The organism is Sphingobacterium sp. HMA12 (assembly GCF_002933815.1).
Classification (GTDB): Bacteria; Bacteroidota; Bacteroidia; order Sphingobacteriales; family Sphingobacteriaceae; genus Sphingobacterium.
This window is the reverse complement of sequence record NZ_BEYR01000002.1, coordinates 816,694-832,343: the sequence shown is the minus strand read 5'-3', so window position 1 is coordinate 832,343 and position 15,650 is coordinate 816,694. Positions and strand designations below refer to the sequence as shown.

Here is a 15,650-nt window from a genome sequence, read left to right as displayed (position 1 = left end):
CCGTTGGGACTGCAAAGGTAGAAATCTTTTCTGAACTTCCAAAAACTTTCTGAAGTTTTTTTTCTTTTTCTTTTTTCCGATTTCCGCGCCTAACTCCCGTCAGACCCTTCTTTTTTCAGGATTCCTTCTTTCGAAGCAACCGTTCCTCCCTTGCGGAGTGGTGCAAAGATAGGGAGTTTTTATAATCACTTCCAAGCCTTTTGTTTTATTTTCTTTCAATATGTCTGTAACTCGCTGTGAACTTGGTGGATTGTTTTTCCCGGTAGCTGACCGGAGGGCCGTAGGAAAGGCTTCCGGGCAGCTTTCGCTTATTCTTTTGATTGGGGTACTGACTCCCTGATAGTTGTTAGCCCAAAAGCACAGCACTGGCTAATAGAAAACATTAGGGATACCCCGAACCCGGGATGGAAAGATCGAATGACATGGGCACAGCAGAAAAACCGTAACCGGAAACAGACCGTAAAAAGCAGAAAAAAAATCCGATGGGCCGGATCTCCCGGATCAGAAGATATGGAACGGTAGATAGGCATAAAAACCGCAGCCACAAACAAACCGAGGAGACCGCAGAAAAAACAAGGTAAAAGCGTGTCATCAAGGTCAGCAGAAATTCGTAGTTTAGTTAGGGTTTGTTTAGGTTTAGTTTAGGTATTGGTTAGGTTTTGTTTAGGGAAAAGCTAAACTAAACCTAATGGATCGCTAACTTAAATCTAAATTATTCCTAAACTAATATATAATCAATAGAGAAATAATTAGTATTATAACCAAATAGCCTTAGCCTTACTTAAAAGAATATAACTGTTAATATTATGGTTATCGATGATAATTTAATAGGCAAACGCCGGCAAGCGAAATTAAAATAGCACTGAAACGATTACAAATAACCTGGAATTATCCATACAGATTACAATTTCATCAATTTAAAATTTAAAAAATGGATTAGAAGTCCAAAAAAAGTTATAAAGAAAAAACAATATTAAGCTGAACGGCATCGTTCAATCGACAAGAAAAGAGAAACAAATTACTTCCCTCCGTCTTTAAAGACCCAGAAACGCTGGAGCGTATAATTAAAGCCTAAAGAAACAAGCAGCTCAACAAGTAGCTTTGAAAACAAAAAGTTAAAATGGTACACGTCCACCAGAAAGTGTATACCCGTAGATTTAAGTAATATACTTCCACAAACCACAATCACAAACTTCCATAACTGACTACCGACAGAATTTTGTGTGCTACCAAAAGACCAGTACCGATTGATCAGAAAATTTACGACAGCGCCGAGACTTCCGCTGATTGCATTAGAGAAAGGCGCACTAATATGTAAAAGTTTATAACAGGCGGAATATACTCCAAAATCAAACAATCCGCCCAAAAAGGCGGACAGTTGTGCTTTCAAAAATGTAATAACCTTTGAAGACATATTTAGCTAGCCTCTTCTTGTTGCTTTTTTAATTTATCTTCCTTATCCTTCGCATCGCCCAATTTCAACAAAAGACGCGTGTCGTTTGCATTGATAATAAAAAGTAGGATACAAATCACGAATACACACCAATTAATAGAACCTGGCATCAACACCTCCAATAACATCACCAAGGAAATAATCACACGTATTTCTGTCGGCCCCAAGATTCCGGCATCTATGGTGTATTTATCCGTAATCCTATACCTAAGTTGAGATATGATCATCGCCCATCCATATAATGATACCAACGTAAAGCCAAGGTACTTATAGTCACCCGTTGTATAAAGCACATACCCTAATCCGATAAAGACTGTACTAATCCAATCCATTACAATATCCAACGCAAATCCATACCAACGGCGTGATTTATTCCGATAAAAAGCTATACGCCCATCTAACGAATCACCAAACCATTGCACGAAAAAACCGGGTATACCCAAAAGTAAATAGCGGATATCCACGTATTCCGCAAGTATAAAGCTCCCTAAAACCATTAACGAGCCAAAAAAACCGATCGCTGTAAGGCCATCCGAAGTAATCCAATTAGGAACTCTGGGCACAAGGTAGGTAATCAGCTTTTGTTCAGGTTCACTCAGGATATTTGTTCTTTTCCGATCTTGAAAAAGCTTTTTATTTATTTTAAACTCACTCATTATCTGTGATTATAACCATTTATTTTCTTTATACCAAGCTAGTGCCTCCATTAAGCCCGCTCTCAAATTATATTTAGGTTGGTATTGTATTTGGCTTTGAGCCAATGAAATATCACAGCCCCAATTTTCTGCTGTAAGTTCATTCAATCGCTCTGGATATAGTACAGGTATTGTTTTTGAATTTTTATATACACGTTCAAAGATTACCGCTACCGCTTTCACCACCCCCAATGGAATATGCATCCGGATCATTTTCTTTTGTGTAAACTCTTTGAAAATTTTAGCCATTTCATATCGGTCATACACTTGGCCATCACTCAGATTGTACACTCTTTTTCCCCCCTGATCGAAACGGCAGGCATTCAAAATCGCTTGAACTAGATCCGTCACATAAATAAAGCTCAGCTTTTGAGGAGATCTTCCGACATAAGCATCCATTCCTCCGTTCATTGTTTTGAAAAGAATAAAAATATCCTTCTCTCTCGGGCCATAAACTGCTGTAGGGCGCAGAATTGTCACTGGCTGATCCTCAAACGCGTTCAATGCAAGTTCAGCCTTCTTTTTACTTCGACCATAAGCGGTCACTGGGCAGTAAGAATTCCGTTCGTCAATTAAATTTGACGCATAGGTTACCGGGCCTATGGCAGCAAGACTACTGACAAAAACAAATCTGCGGATTGGGTTCTTCAGTGAAAAACAAGCCGACGCCAAGTTTTGGGTATAACCAACATTGACCTCTTCTAAATCTTCTTCACGTTTGGCACGCGTCATTGCCGCGGCATGTACGATATAGGTATAGTTTTCTGACTCCAATAAAGCTTTGATGGAAGCTTTATCAGCGAAATCAGGATAAACAAATTTATCCACAACAGAACTAATTTCTGAAACATCACTCGACTTTCTTACCGCAGCATGCACTTCCATCCCCGCTTCCTTCGCCGCTCTCGTCAAATGATAGCCCACAAAACCACTCGCTCCAGTGATCAATATTTTTTCTATCATAATGATTTTTGATACAAACGATAACGTTTGTACAATTCTCCATTCATTTGTTCAATGGCATGGTTCATCATATAGTTATGCTCCAACATCCATGAACATTCGGCCCCTTTGATATTAGAATCTTTTGATTCTCTAATAATTCGGCCATACAAACATGCTTCAATACCAAGTTTGCGATAATCTTCCAATACGCCCAACATCAACACCCGAAGTAAATTAATCTTTTTCTTCCCGAACAACAGTTTGAAAATACCTGTAGGAAGCAAACGACCTTTCTTCATCTTGATAAGGATTTGATTAATATCCGGAATACCAAGACCAAAGCCAACGAGCTCCCCATCTTTTTCTGCCACAATGGCAAAACGTGGATCGAGGATCATTTTCAGATCTTTAGCCGTATAGTTGAATTCATCTTCCGTCATCGGAACGAATCCTGAATTTTTATCCCAAGCTCTATTGTAGATATCACGAACCTTTGCAGCTTCGTTTTTAAAATCCTTTACATTGAACTGACGCAGTGTAATTCCTGACCTTTTTAAACGTTCCTCCAACTTATCCAAAAGCTTTACAGAGCGCTTATCCGCAGTTTGCTCCATGACCAGATAGGCCCTAAGATCTACTTTATGACTGTATCCACCATTGGTAATCAAATCGATGTAATAGGGTGAATTATAAGGCATCATGGCAACAGGAGGTTTATCAAAACCTTCAACCAATAAACCAACAGTATCATTGGTTGATAAATTGATAGGCCCTACAATAGTATCCCCCCCTTTGGCTTTCACCCATTTCTCAGCAGTTTCAAACAAAGCATTGGCCACCTCCTGATCATCGATGCAATCGAAAAATCCCCATTGCCCTTCATTGACATGATTAAAGGCATTGTGATTGTTGTTCCAAATCGCACAGATTCGGCCAACGATCTTATCGTTACGATAAGCTAGGAAGGGTTGCGCTTGAGAATGTTTATAGAAAGGATGCTTATCAGGAGAAAGCAGGTCTTCTTGTTCGAGAAATAAGGCAGGTACATAATTAGGATTTCCCTCATAGAGGCTATGAGGGAAATCTATAAACAGCCGTCTTTGTTTCTTTGTTTCAACGGGTACAATCTGAATCATACGATTAGATTTTATATTAATGTTTCAACTTCAGCTTGTTTGAATACTTTAACCATCTTCTCAATTGCTTCATCGATCTGGTCATAAGTATGTGTCGCCATCAATGAAAAACGAATCAAAGACTCCTCCGCAGGAACTGCTGGAGAAACTACAGGATTAACAAATACACCATCATCTTGGAGCATTTTAGTTACCCAGAAGGTTTTTTCATTGCTACGAATAAAGATTGGCAAAATAGGGCTTTCCGTAGCGCCTAGATCAAAACCATGATCTAATAATTGTGCTTTGGCATAATCCGTATTTTTCCACAATTTTTCAATGTGTTCAGGCTCATTTTGAATAATCTCTAACGCTTTCAATGTAGAAGCGACAGATGCTGGCGTCATTGACGCACTAAACATCACTGAGCGTGCATTATGTTTCAAGAAATCAATCACATCAGCATCACCCGCTACAAATCCACCTAAAGAAGCTAATGATTTACTAAAAGTACCCATGATCAAATCAACATCGTCATTAAGCCCAAAGTGTGACGCTGTACCAGCCCCTTTGTGCCCAATAACACCCAAGCTATGCGCATCGTCCACCATAACGGCAGCATCAAACTCATTAGCTATTGTAGTAAGTTCTGGTAAGTTAACAATATCACCTTCCATACTAAAGATACCGTCCGTACAAATTAATTTTGCACTTTCTTCAGGCAGTCTGGATAATTTGGCGCGCAAATCGTCCATATTATTGTGTCCGTATTTGATCACTTTCGCAAATGATAAACGGCTACCATCAATAATAGATGCATGATCACGTTCATCCAGCAAAATATAATCATTACGTCCCATCAGACAAGACAAAGGACCAAGATTTGATTGGAATCCTGTACTAAAAAGAATCGCGGACTCTTTACCTACATAGGCAGATAGTTTTTCCTCCAGTTCTACGTGAATATCTAACGTACCGTTTAAGAAACGCGATCCAGCACATCCAGTACCATACTTCTCCAAAGCATCTTGCGCTGCTTTTATAATACGTATATCAGTCGTTAACCCTAAATAAGAGTTAGAACCAAACATCAATACACGTCTACCATCGATTTTTACCTCGGTATCTTGTTTTGATTGAATAGGTCTAAAATAGGCATATAAGCCTTTAGCTTTTAACTCCTCTACAATCTTAAATTGCGATATTTTTTCGCCTAACTTTCCTTTACTCATGCGATAAAAAGGTATTTCTAAAACTATTTCTAACTTTTAGATGTTATTGTAACAAACAAAATTCTCGAATTGGACTTTTATATAAAAAACTCTGTCTTCGAATAAAAATCTGCTCTATCCACAATGTAAGTTGAAATTCTACGTTGTATATATTCACAATAATTCCAAAAAACGTTGCAAACATACGAAAACATAATCTGACTTTCACTTAAATTTAGTCATATTTTTAACACATCGTCCAAAACAGTTAATTTTATTTTAATACTCCGCTAACATCTCCCCACACAATTCTACTATAAAATAAGACAATTTTAATAATTATATTTGCGAACTTTAAATTATCCTATAATTAGTTACATTTAGGTTCATTGCACTAGCAATGGTATAGACTTACTAATATACAACAATATATGGCTTTATCTTCAGATATCAATATAAAAAATAAAAAAGCTTCTTTTGAGTATCACCTACTAGACAAATACGTTGCTGGAATTCGACTTTTAGGCACAGAAATAAAATCAATACGGGAGGGAAAAGCAAATATTAACGATAGTTTCTGCAGTTTCTTCGACGATGGGCTTTACATCCGTAACATGCATATCGCCGAATATTCCATGGGTTCATTTTACAATCATGAAGCAAAACGCGACCGCCAGCTTTTGCTAACAAAAAAAGAACTGAAGAAATTAAAAGAAAAAGGCGAAGAACGTGGTTTTACCATTGTTCCTTTGCGCATATTTATCAGCTCGCGTGGTTTTGCAAAAGTTGAAATTGCCCTTGCACAGGGTAAAAAAGACTTCGATAAACGGGAAAATATAAAGGAAAGAGATGTCAAACGTGAGCTTGATCGCGTCATGAAATTCTAACGTTGTCATTGCGCCAGGACAAATGCCCCTGGCGTGATGCCAACTCTATTTTTAAACAGCCGAACAAAATAATTGACATCATTGAAGCCTGCCCCAAAACAGGACTCCTTGACATTCCGGGTCAAGAGCAATAATTGCTTTGCTTTATTAATACGCTGCTGGATCACATATTCCATTGGGCTAAGCCCGAGTTCCCGATTGAACATTCGGGTCAAACTTGCCTTGCTCATGTGAGCGGCCTTCTCCAATAAGTCTATCGATATCTTCTCGGTAATATTCCTACGGATAAACTCCTGTAAATGAACAAGCACCTTGTTGGGTGATTTCCCCACTTTCAACGCCATAAGAGACTGCGACTGTAGCAGTCGAATTGTGAGCTCCTTAAATGTCAGATCTGCCAAAACATCTTTAAGCGGATTCTCGCTTATAATAAGCTGAAATAATTTATTAACCAATTCGGCCAATTCGTTGGAATTATAAAGATGAAAAAGTTCAGGATCAATATGCCAGTGGTCCAACTGTTCCTTTGGATAAAATTCATTTAAATAATCCAATACAGCTTCTATTTTTTCCTTCCGGATGGTGAGGGCCGAACATTGCGTAGGACGCTCAAGTGTGGCTTCCGGAAAGTCAATATGCATACCGACCATGGCCGGCAATACGATCATCTGTCCGGGTAGATAGTCAAAAGCTTTCATATGATCTAAGTGCATAATTTTCTTTCCTTGAATCATATTGATCATGACCAGATCATCAAACCGCAGGGGCACATATTCAGACACACGATATGTCTCATATATATTCAGTTCTAGGCTATCCAACGTAAACGCGCGTCGGTTTTCCACCAGCGTACTGAGTTCCCTTCCCTGAGAAAATGGTAATGTATGAATCAATGTCCTATCCCTCATATCACATCAACTAAATATAATTGAAAATCAATCAAATATAACAAAAAAATCCAAACATTTGTTTTAGTGTATCCTAAAGTAATATGCTATGCTTTGCTGCAACGATGATGCTATGCTTTGCTTCAATAATGCTACGGTATTGGATAATTGCTGGCTAACTTTGATAAGAAGGGAGTAAAAATAAGTAATAATAAATCATATGAGCGCAATTAAAAGACCATCGTTCAAAGAACGATACGACAATTACATTGGCGGTAATTTTGTCGCCCCTATCCAGGGAAAATATTTTGATAATATCTCGCCGGTGGATGGTAAAGTATATACCCAAGTGGCACACTCAACAAAAGAAGATCTCGATCTGGCAGTTGATACGGCATCTAAAGCCTTTGAGACCTGGGGAAAAACATCCGCAACCGAACGCAGCATTATTCTCAACAAAATTGCAGACCGCATCGAGGCTAATCTGGAATATATTGCAGCAGTAGAGACCATAGATAACGGAAAAGCGGTACGCGAAACGCTAAATGCGGACATACCGCTTGCCATTGATCATTTTAGATACTTTGCGGGAGTAATCCGGGCCGAAGAGGGATCAATAACCGAATTGGACAGCAATACCGTTTCCCTGATTGTACACGAACCGATCGGCGTTATTGCACAGATCATTCCATGGAATTTCCCAATTTTAATGGCGGTATGGAAACTTGCTCCAGCGCTTGCTGCCGGAAATACCGTTGTTTTAAAACCAGCAGAAAGCACACCGGCGTCAATTCTCGTCTTGATGGAAATTATTGGCGATCTGATACCGGCGGGTGTGATAAATATTGTGAATGGGTTTGGGTCGGAACTAGGCCGGGCCTTAGTAACCAATCCTAAAGTTGCGAAGGCAGCCTTTACAGGATCAACCGCAACGGGCAGATTAGTCATGCAATATGCTACAGAAAATATTATACCCGTAACACTGGAATTGGGAGGAAAATCTCCTAACATATTCTTCAGCTCTGTCATGGATGCTGACGATGCATTCTTGGACAAAGCGATCGAAGGTGCTGTTTTATTTGCCCTTAATCAGGGAGAAATATGCACATGTCCCTCGCGTTTATTAGTCCAGGAGGATATCTACGATAAGTTTATTGCACGTGTCATTGATCGGGTCAATCAGATCAAAGTTGGTGACCCATTAGATCCGACAACAATGATGGGGGCCCAAGCTTCCAAAATTCAAAAGGACAAAATCATGTCTTATATTACACTGGGTAAACAAGAAGGAGCCGAAGTGCTCACTGGCGGGGACGAAAACAATGTCGGTGCAGGTTTTGAAGAAGGTTATTACATCAAACCAACGCTATTCAAAGGAAATAATAAGATGCGTATTTTCCAGGAAGAGATTTTTGGTCCGGTCTTAGCTGTTACAACGTTCAGAGATGAGCAAGAAGCTATTGCTATTGCCAACGACACCATGTATGGCCTTGGCGCTGGTGTATGGACCAGAGATGCCCATCAGCTTTATCAGGTTCCTCGTGCCATCCAAGCTGGCCGCGTATGGGTCAATCAATACCATTCTTACCCGGCAGGTGCCCCATTCGGCGGCTACAAACAATCGGGCATTGGTCGAGAAAATCACAAGATGATGCTTGCCCATTATCGTCAGGCAAAAAATATGTTAATTTCATACAGCAAGGAAAAACTAGGGTTCTTTTAACAATGGTCAACAGAATAGATAGTACGGACAAAGCCAAAGAACTCATTCATACACTTGAAGCACAACACGGTGCATTGATGTTTTATCAGGCAGGCGGTTGCTGTGAGGGCACTCAGCCCCAATGTTTCGAAAAAGGGGGGTATTTTCCGCGGATGAATGATGCCATGATCGGATTGGTGGAAGGATATGAGTTTTGGGTGGACCGGGATTTGTTTGAGTATTGGAAACATGCCCATTTTACCCTTGATGTGCTGGAAGGTTTCGGACCTGGTGGTTTTTCGTTGGAAACACCGCTGGGAAAAACCTTTAAAGTACATTATCGACTCTTTACCGAAGAAGAATTAAAAGAACTTAGTCCAATCAAACGTAGTGAATAAACAAAAAAACCGGGTGGGGGATCCACCCGGTTTTGCTAAATCTTTGCTATCGAAGACAAAAGTGTCCCAGTAAAATTAGGTAGATTATTCTATATCCAGCCCCTCTAAGACAGGAATTGGCTGTTTATTTTCATCCAAAGCAACAAACGTAAAAACACCTTCTATCGCCAGTTCGCGCCCTTCTTTATACATGTGTTCCAGAAATATTTCAACTTTTACCTTGAGACTGGTACGCCCGACATTTTGGACTCGTGCAATTGCTTCAATAATACTTCCGGAAGGAATTGCCTTATTGAAATCAATACGGTCAGTGGATACAGTTACTAAAGTTTTGCGGCAGAATCTCGTAGCCGCCATGAAAGACACTTCATCCATAATGGACATCGCCTTACCGCCGAATAAGGTATCGTGATGATTTGTCAAAAACGGAAATACTGTTGTACATACGTGCGTTTCCGATAAATCAATACGTTCTTGTAAAGTCATTTATTGTTTTAATTTTGTGGATTTAAGAGGACACAAATGTAATGCTATACCAAAACAATTGAGTCATTTTTATCCAATATTTTCTTCGATATCCACCCCTATCCCCTTCAATAACAATGAGGCATTGAAGATCTTACACTCTCCGGTCTTCAATTTATAGTCAAACAGCATTTGCCCTTCGTCCACCTGGATATCAAAATGATAATTCTTAATCTCTCCTGGAAACTCCGGCTCCAAACTGGACAGTTGCAGATCATGTGTAGCCACCATACCTTTCCCCTCCAAGCGGACTAATTTTTTGATAATCGCACGGGAGCCCAAATACTTGTCCACCGAATTTGTACCACGTAGCATTTCATCAATCAGAAAAAAACTATCCGTATAGGAAGCCACTGTATCTAGTATAAACTTCATCCGATCGAGCTCTGCTTTGAAGGTAGAGGTACTTTCATTCAGATTATCCCGGATACGCATATAAGATATAAGCTTATAGATCGGTAGCCGAAATGTTGTCGCGGCAACACTGGCTCCGGCATAAGCAAGAATTGCATTGATTCCAATTGTTCGCAAGAAAGTACTTTTTCCCGCCATATTGGATCCAGTCACCAATGCAACCCAATGATCCATACTTGTATAATCATTTGCAACAACCTGTTCACTCGGAATAAGCGGATGAAAAACGCCTTGTGCTTCAATCTTATCTTCATTAGGCAGGTTTAAAATGACCGGGTAAATATACGTTGGATGATTTCTTTTCCAGATCGCCAGACTATTCACGGCCTCGACTTTTGCCAAGGTATCAAATGAATTCAAGATTTCCTGCTCATATTTATTTTTCCAGTCTATAATCGCTAATACCTGCTTAAAATCCCACAGTAAAAAGAGATTCAGAAATAGCCCCACGAATACATTATTTCGTGCATCCAGATTATTGATCAATGTGGCGAGTTTTTTAAAAGCCTTTGAAATAGGTTCAGCATGATTCCCTTGCTTTAATTCATTCGCCATTTCCTGTAGAGATGCAGATTTCCATGAATGACTTTCAATAGTCTGTATAGCATCTGCATAGGATCCCAGTATTCCACCTATCTTGTCTATTCTTGAGGAGAATAAACTTACACTACCTGCTTTGGCAAAAGCCCAAAGCACATGAAACAACCCCAATATGGTGGCGACCGCTGTAAATTGGGGAATAAAGAAGCTCCCAACAAGCGCCACCGCAAATAAAGCCGGACCAACCTTGACATACATGCGCATGAAGCCGTTTCCAAAGTTAAAATTCCGGTCTTGAAAATAATTGGACAAAAAAGCTTTAATATCCAGTTTATGATTTAGGTTTGCCAGCAGTTTTGCCTGAAAATCCCATATCCATTCGGATTCATTTTCCAGTTCTTTCGATGCTTCCTGATTACGCTGAATCTGCTCTTTGTCCAGCGGAGCACTGAACCAAGATGCCAGCAGATCAATACCCTGCTTCGTTGTCGAACGGTTCAATTGCGCAAATAAAGAATAGGTTCCAAATACATCCATATCCGAACTATAGGGATGGTTACCATCTTCAAATTGTTCTCCATGAGCATACATATTCGCTTTCCCTTCTGCTATGGTCTGTTCATTGGAAAGAACCTTTAAATAAGCTTCAAAATAATTTTTCTGAAGTTCAAGTTGACTTTGCCGGCGCACCAAATAGGCAAAAAAGAATAACAAGGCAAAGAAACAAAAGAACACCAAGGGTAGACTTTCCAACTGAAAAGTATAAAACAACAGTGCGCCACCGCCAAGAATAACGAATAACCGTGTTAAACTCAAGGTATTGACCCGTTTATTTAATTTTAAAACCGTCGACGCAATTTCTTGATGCTTTTGCGCATACAATGTAGCTATTGAATTCACTCCTAAATAATTTTTTATTCCATCAATCATTCAACTACCAGGCCTGGTCACCCACCAAAGGCACAAAACGAAAGGTATCTAATTCTATTCGATCAAAATCATTTTCTCCAACACGAATTATTGTTACCATTTTCTGAGACTTCTCGTCCCCTACCGGAATAACGAAAATCCCCCCTATTTTCAACTGTTTCAGCATGATTTCAGGCACAAATGGGGCTCCTGCAGTTACAATGATTTTATCGTAAGGGGCATGTTCTATAATACCTTTGGAACCATCACCTAAAAAGAAATTTGCCTTATAACCCATATAGGGCAGCACTTGAATTGTCCGTTGATAAAGATTTTCCTGACGTTCTATGGTATACACGTCAGCGCCAAGTTCAAGCAGAATACAGGTTTGATAGCCTGATCCAGTACCTATTTCCAGTACCTTATCTCCTTTTTTCACGTGGAGCAATTCTGATTGATAAGCAACAGTATAGGGTTGTGAGATCGTCTGTCCGTCACCGATAGGAAAAGCAATATCCCGATAAGCCTGATTCCAAAAGGTTTCATCAAAAAAGAAATGGCGCGGGACCTTTCCAATGGCTTCCAATACTTTTTGGTCCTCAATACCTCTTCCTTTTAGATGCTCGACCAATTTCTTGCGTGCACCTCTTTCCCGATAATTATCAATAAACTTATACGCCATGATGTTTCAAATTTACTTTTAAAAAGGGATATTTAGCCGAACTATTCACAAGTCATTTAACGTCAAGCCAATACACGGTACTGAATACCGAACGTAGAACAAAGCTTCGCCATTTCAAAACAAGCTAATCCAAACAGCAACAGCAAGTTAAAAATAATTAAATTGCATTGGCTTCAGAATAATGATGCTCTGAGCTGCCGGATACACGTACAAGAGCTAAAATCTTAATAGGGATCGACATCGACATGAACACGAACACCAGTGTTGGTCTTATCAAGCTCAAAATCCAATAAAACGGAGCGGATCAACTCCTTTACCTTGGCAATACTGATATTTGCCCGTTCAATCTTGAGGGTAATGGTCTGAATAAAATTATTCCGCACGCGAGAGACCAGTGGCGGTTCGGGTCCCAGGACTCTTGCGCCCAGTTGCTGACGCAGTGCCGAAGCAAAACGATTGGCAGAATCATAACATTTTTGAAAATCAGTGTGCTTAATATCAATACGGATAAGCCGATAAAATGGGGGGTAAAGATAATTCTTCCGCTCTGTGATTTCTGTCATAAACATCCCCTCATAATCATTGTTAACGACCTGTTCCAAGACCCTATGATTGGTGGTATAGCTTTGGATGATTACTCGTCCTCCGGCTTCCCGGCGGCCAGCTCGGCCAGCAACTTGGGAAAATAGGGAAAACGAACGTTCATAAGCGCGAAAATCAGGAAAATTAATAATTGTATCCGCATTCACCACTCCGATTAAGCTGACACGTCCAAAATCCAGCCCTTTGGCTACCATCTGGGTACCGATCAGCACATCAAACTCATGCTCATCAAAAGCCGTAATTATCTTGTCAAATCCATACTTTCCTTTGGTGGAATCCAGATCTAACCGGCCAATACGAATCTCAGGCATCAGCAATTCCAGCTCCTCCTCCACCCGTTCTGTTCCAAAACCCTTGCTTTCGATGTGCGGCATTCCACAAGCCGGGCAGACCCGAAGGGGCGGTTCAACATGTCCACAGTAATGGCAATGCATCATGTTGGAGCTTTTGTGATAGGTTAAACTGACATCGCAATTCACACATTTGGCTACAAAGCCGCAGGTATTGCACTGGATCATTGTGGTATGTCCACGCCGATTCTGAAACAATATAACTTGTTCTTTATTTTTAACAGCCTCTTCAATAGCTTTTAACAACGTACCTGAGAAATAGGAGAACATATTTTCTTTTCGCCCTTCCTCAGGAATATTGACCAGTTCGACACTGGGCAATTGCGCATTACCATAACGCTCCAACAACTGTACAAATCCGTACTTCTTTGCCTTGGCGTTATAATAACTTTCCAACGATGGTGTTGCGGACCCCAATAGCACCTTAGTCTGATGCAAAAAACCTAAATAAATGGCCGTATCCCGAGCATGGTAGCGTGGTGCCGGATCAAATTGCTTGTATGAACTTTCATGTTCTTCATCGACAATAATAATTCCCAGGTCCTGAAATGGAAGAAATACAGAAGAACGCGCGCCAATAACGACCTGAAACTCGTTCTTCATTACCTTATGCCATACTTCGGCCCGCTCATTGTCATTAAATTTAGAGTGATAAACCCCGAGCTTATCACCAAAATGCAGTTTTAGCCGCGCTGTAATCTGTGCCGTCAATGCAATCTCCGGCAAAAGATACAACGCCGATTTCCCTGCCGCTATGGCCTGTTCAATCAGCCGTATGTAAATCTGCGTTTTACCCGATGCTGTAACGCCGTGTAAGAGTGTTACCTCTTTCTCTTCAAAAGATGCGCTAATTTCATTGTAAGCTCTTTGTTGGTTTTCATTGAATTGAAAATTGGCATCCAGTTCGATATCTTCTCCCTGAAACCTCGACACGACCTTTTCCTTTATTTCAAATACTCCTTTGTCGATCAAAGCCGTAATCGCAGCATTTCCGCAGCCTGAGGCCTCTGCCAGCATGGGCCGCGTAATCTCTTCCGTTTTCTTGACGAGCTGCATAAATGCCAAGACCGCATCCTGCTGTTTGGGCGCACGGTTGAGACTATCCAAAAGTTCACGCTTTGCGTCCTCGTTCCTAAAGTCCGGAGCAAAACGCAGAAATGCTTTCGTTTTAGGTTTATACCTTTCTGTAATTTCTTCTGAAATAAGGACGATACCTTTGTCAAACAATTGTTTTAATATCGGAAATACGGTTTTCTGTCCCAATAACTTCACGATATCATTGACCTTAAGCTCTCCCGCCACCTCCAGCGCTTCAATAATTAGGTATTCTTTATCAGATAGCGTCGATCGGTCAAATTCCGCTGTTATCGACGAAGCCACTTTTGTTTCACTTGCCAATTTTAATGCAGCTGGGAGAGCTGCTTGCATGACTTCACCCAAACTACACATATAATAATCTGCCAACCAATCCCACAATTTAAATTGAGCTAGATTGACAATAGGTTTGTCATCAATGATATCTAAAATATATTTTGCTTCGTATTTTAGTGGCGCATCTTTACTGACAGATTTCACCACAGCCGAATAAATTTTATTTCGTCCAAATTGCACAATGACCCGAATCCCAACCTGTACCCGATCATTCCAGTCAGCCGGAATACGGTAGGTGTATGTTCTTGCTAGAGCCAACGGTAGAACCACATCAATAAACAAGGTATCTCTTTCACTAAAAATCGAAGATTGCGGATTGGACATAATTTCTTATTATGGCATAAAAATACAAAAAAAGCCGCAGAAAGAACAGCGAAGTCGTCCTTCAAAAAGAAAGCCTTCCCGGACTTTAGTCTTGGGAAGGCTCTTTATTTACAAGGCTCGCGCACTTTATTTTCCAAACAGCAGGATTAGGATTTGTTCTTTAGGGCAGCCACAAATAAGGCGATCCAACCGATGATCAATGATAGCCCACCCAAAGGAGTGATAGGCCCCAAGATGGCGGGATTCCCAAAACCGGTTATCTCCCTGATACTAAGAACATATAGCGACCCCGAAAAAAAGATAATACCAACAATAAAGGCGATAAAAGACACCTTGATCGAATAGGTTTTTGCACGCGAAAAAGTAGATAAAAATAGCAATGCAAAGGTATGGTAAAAATGATACTGATTTGCAGTTTTCCAAGTTTCGATATGATATGCACTTACCTTTCCTTCTAGACCGTGGGCACCAAAGGCCCCTAATATTACAGCTAATGCTCCTAATAACGAAGCGGCTAAAATGATTCTCTTATTCATTATAATAAAGTGAATGCTGAAAACGTGTTTCTCCGATAAATGT

The 15,650-nt window shown here is 40.2% G+C and carries 14 protein-coding genes; 3 read left to right on the top strand and 11 right to left on the bottom strand.

Features of this window, described 5'->3' with window-relative positions:
• Window positions 1–1,018: 1,018 nt before the first annotated feature.
• Genes HMAT_RS16895 through HMAT_RS16875 form a run of 5 tightly spaced genes read right to left on the bottom strand, consistent with a single transcriptional unit; the run spans window position 1,019 to window position 5,440 of the window.
• Entirely contained in the window at window positions 1,019–1,414 is a 396-nt protein-coding gene (locus HMAT_RS16895; RefSeq protein WP_104383998.1) for a GtrA family protein, read from the bottom strand.
• Between the two features lie 2 nt (window positions 1,415–1,416).
• Window positions 1,417–2,109, bottom strand: a complete 693-nt coding sequence (locus tag HMAT_RS16890; protein ID WP_104383997.1) for a CDP-alcohol phosphatidyltransferase family protein — start codon at window positions 2,107–2,109, stop codon at window positions 1,417–1,419.
• A 9-nt stretch (window positions 2,110–2,118) separates the two neighbouring features.
• The gene (locus tag HMAT_RS16885; RefSeq protein WP_104383996.1) at window positions 2,119–3,111 is read right to left on the bottom strand and encodes an NAD(P)-dependent oxidoreductase; all 993 of its coding nucleotides are present in this window, start codon (window positions 3,109–3,111) and stop codon (window positions 2,119–2,121) included.
• Window positions 3,108–4,229: a hypothetical protein gene (locus HMAT_RS16880; RefSeq protein ID WP_104383995.1), complete on the bottom strand. Its 1,122-nt coding sequence runs from the start codon at window positions 4,227–4,229 to the stop codon at window positions 3,108–3,110. Before HMAT_RS16880 ends, HMAT_RS16885 begins: the two co-directional genes overlap by 4 nt.
• A gap of 11 nt (window positions 4,230–4,240) precedes the next feature.
• The gene (locus HMAT_RS16875) at window positions 4,241–5,440 is read right to left on the bottom strand and encodes a pyridoxal phosphate-dependent aminotransferase family protein (protein ID WP_104383994.1); all 1,200 of its coding nucleotides are present in this window, start codon (window positions 5,438–5,440) and stop codon (window positions 4,241–4,243) included.
• A gap of 410 nt (window positions 5,441–5,850) precedes the next feature.
• Between HMAT_RS16875 and smpB the strand changes: the two genes are divergently transcribed.
• Entirely contained in the window at window positions 5,851–6,306 is a 456-nt protein-coding gene (gene smpB / locus HMAT_RS16870) for an SsrA-binding protein SmpB (RefSeq protein ID WP_077438891.1), read from the top strand.
• A 5-nt stretch (window positions 6,307–6,311) separates the two neighbouring features.
• Here smpB and HMAT_RS16865 read toward each other — a convergent pair whose 3' ends face one another.
• Window positions 6,312–7,214 (bottom strand): AraC family transcriptional regulator N-terminal domain-containing protein, encoded by a 903-nt coding sequence (locus tag HMAT_RS16865; protein WP_104383993.1) that lies wholly within the window; start codon window positions 7,212–7,214, stop codon window positions 6,312–6,314.
• 199 nt (window positions 7,215–7,413) lie between these two features.
• Here HMAT_RS16865 and HMAT_RS16860 point away from each other — a divergent pair, with 199 nt between their 5' ends.
• Window positions 7,414–8,916: an aldehyde dehydrogenase family protein gene (locus tag HMAT_RS16860; RefSeq protein WP_104383992.1), complete on the top strand. Its 1,503-nt coding sequence runs from the start codon at window positions 7,414–7,416 to the stop codon at window positions 8,914–8,916.
• Between the two features lie 2 nt (window positions 8,917–8,918).
• The gene (locus tag HMAT_RS16855; RefSeq protein WP_104383991.1) at window positions 8,919–9,293 is read left to right on the top strand and encodes a DUF779 domain-containing protein; all 375 of its coding nucleotides are present in this window, start codon (window positions 8,919–8,921) and stop codon (window positions 9,291–9,293) included.
• Window positions 9,294–9,377: 84 nt separating this feature from the next.
• Here the strand turns inward: HMAT_RS16855 and HMAT_RS16850 are convergent, their stop codons facing one another.
• From HMAT_RS16850 to HMAT_RS16830, 5 genes are all read right to left on the bottom strand, one after another.
• Window positions 9,378–9,779: an acyl-CoA thioesterase gene (locus HMAT_RS16850; RefSeq protein ID WP_104383990.1), complete on the bottom strand. Its 402-nt coding sequence runs from the start codon at window positions 9,777–9,779 to the stop codon at window positions 9,378–9,380.
• 69 nt (window positions 9,780–9,848) lie between these two features.
• Window positions 9,849–11,672: a DNA mismatch repair protein MutS gene (locus HMAT_RS16845; RefSeq protein ID WP_158655910.1), complete on the bottom strand. Its 1,824-nt coding sequence runs from the start codon at window positions 11,670–11,672 to the stop codon at window positions 9,849–9,851.
• A gap of 34 nt (window positions 11,673–11,706) precedes the next feature.
• The gene (locus HMAT_RS16840; RefSeq protein WP_104383988.1) at window positions 11,707–12,363 is read right to left on the bottom strand and encodes a protein-L-isoaspartate(D-aspartate) O-methyltransferase; all 657 of its coding nucleotides are present in this window, start codon (window positions 12,361–12,363) and stop codon (window positions 11,707–11,709) included.
• Window positions 12,364–12,587: 224 nt separating this feature from the next.
• Entirely contained in the window at window positions 12,588–15,071 is a 2,484-nt protein-coding gene (gene priA / locus HMAT_RS16835) for a primosomal protein N' (protein ID WP_104383987.1), read from the bottom strand.
• 146 nt (window positions 15,072–15,217) lie between these two features.
• Window positions 15,218–15,607: a DUF423 domain-containing protein gene (locus HMAT_RS16830; protein WP_104383986.1), complete on the bottom strand. Its 390-nt coding sequence runs from the start codon at window positions 15,605–15,607 to the stop codon at window positions 15,218–15,220.
• Window positions 15,608–15,650 lie beyond the last annotated feature (43 nt).

Bases quoted from the DNA above. Each gene is read 5' to 3' on its own strand.
- HMAT_RS16865 (WP_104383993.1), bottom strand. From the start codon at position 7,214: ATGAGGGATAGGACATTGATTCATACATTACCATTTTCTCAGGGAAGG.
- HMAT_RS16830 (WP_104383986.1), bottom strand. From the start codon at position 15,607: ATGAATAAGAGAATCATTTTAGCCGCTTCGTTATTAGGAGCATTAGCT.
- HMAT_RS16855 (WP_104383991.1), top strand. From the start codon at position 8,919: ATGGTCAACAGAATAGATAGTACGGACAAAGCCAAAGAACTCATTCAT.
- HMAT_RS16875 (WP_104383994.1), bottom strand. From the start codon at position 5,440: ATGAGTAAAGGAAAGTTAGGCGAAAAAATATCGCAATTTAAGATTGTA.
- smpB (WP_077438891.1), top strand. From the start codon at position 5,851: ATGGCTTTATCTTCAGATATCAATATAAAAAATAAAAAAGCTTCTTTT.
- HMAT_RS16895 (WP_104383998.1), bottom strand. From the start codon at position 1,414: ATGTCTTCAAAGGTTATTACATTTTTGAAAGCACAACTGTCCGCCTTT.
- HMAT_RS16880 (WP_104383995.1), bottom strand. From the start codon at position 4,229: ATGATTCAGATTGTACCCGTTGAAACAAAGAAACAAAGACGGCTGTTT.
- HMAT_RS16850 (WP_104383990.1), bottom strand. From the start codon at position 9,779: ATGACTTTACAAGAACGTATTGATTTATCGGAAACGCACGTATGTACA.
- priA (WP_104383987.1), bottom strand. From the start codon at position 15,071: ATGTCCAATCCGCAATCTTCGATTTTTAGTGAAAGAGATACCTTGTTT.
- HMAT_RS16890 (WP_104383997.1), bottom strand. From the start codon at position 2,109: ATGAGTGAGTTTAAAATAAATAAAAAGCTTTTTCAAGATCGGAAAAGA.
- HMAT_RS16885 (WP_104383996.1), bottom strand. From the start codon at position 3,111: ATGATAGAAAAAATATTGATCACTGGAGCGAGTGGTTTTGTGGGCTAT.
- HMAT_RS16840 (WP_104383988.1), bottom strand. From the start codon at position 12,363: ATGGCGTATAAGTTTATTGATAATTATCGGGAAAGAGGTGCACGCAAG.
- HMAT_RS16860 (WP_104383992.1), top strand. From the start codon at position 7,414: ATGAGCGCAATTAAAAGACCATCGTTCAAAGAACGATACGACAATTAC.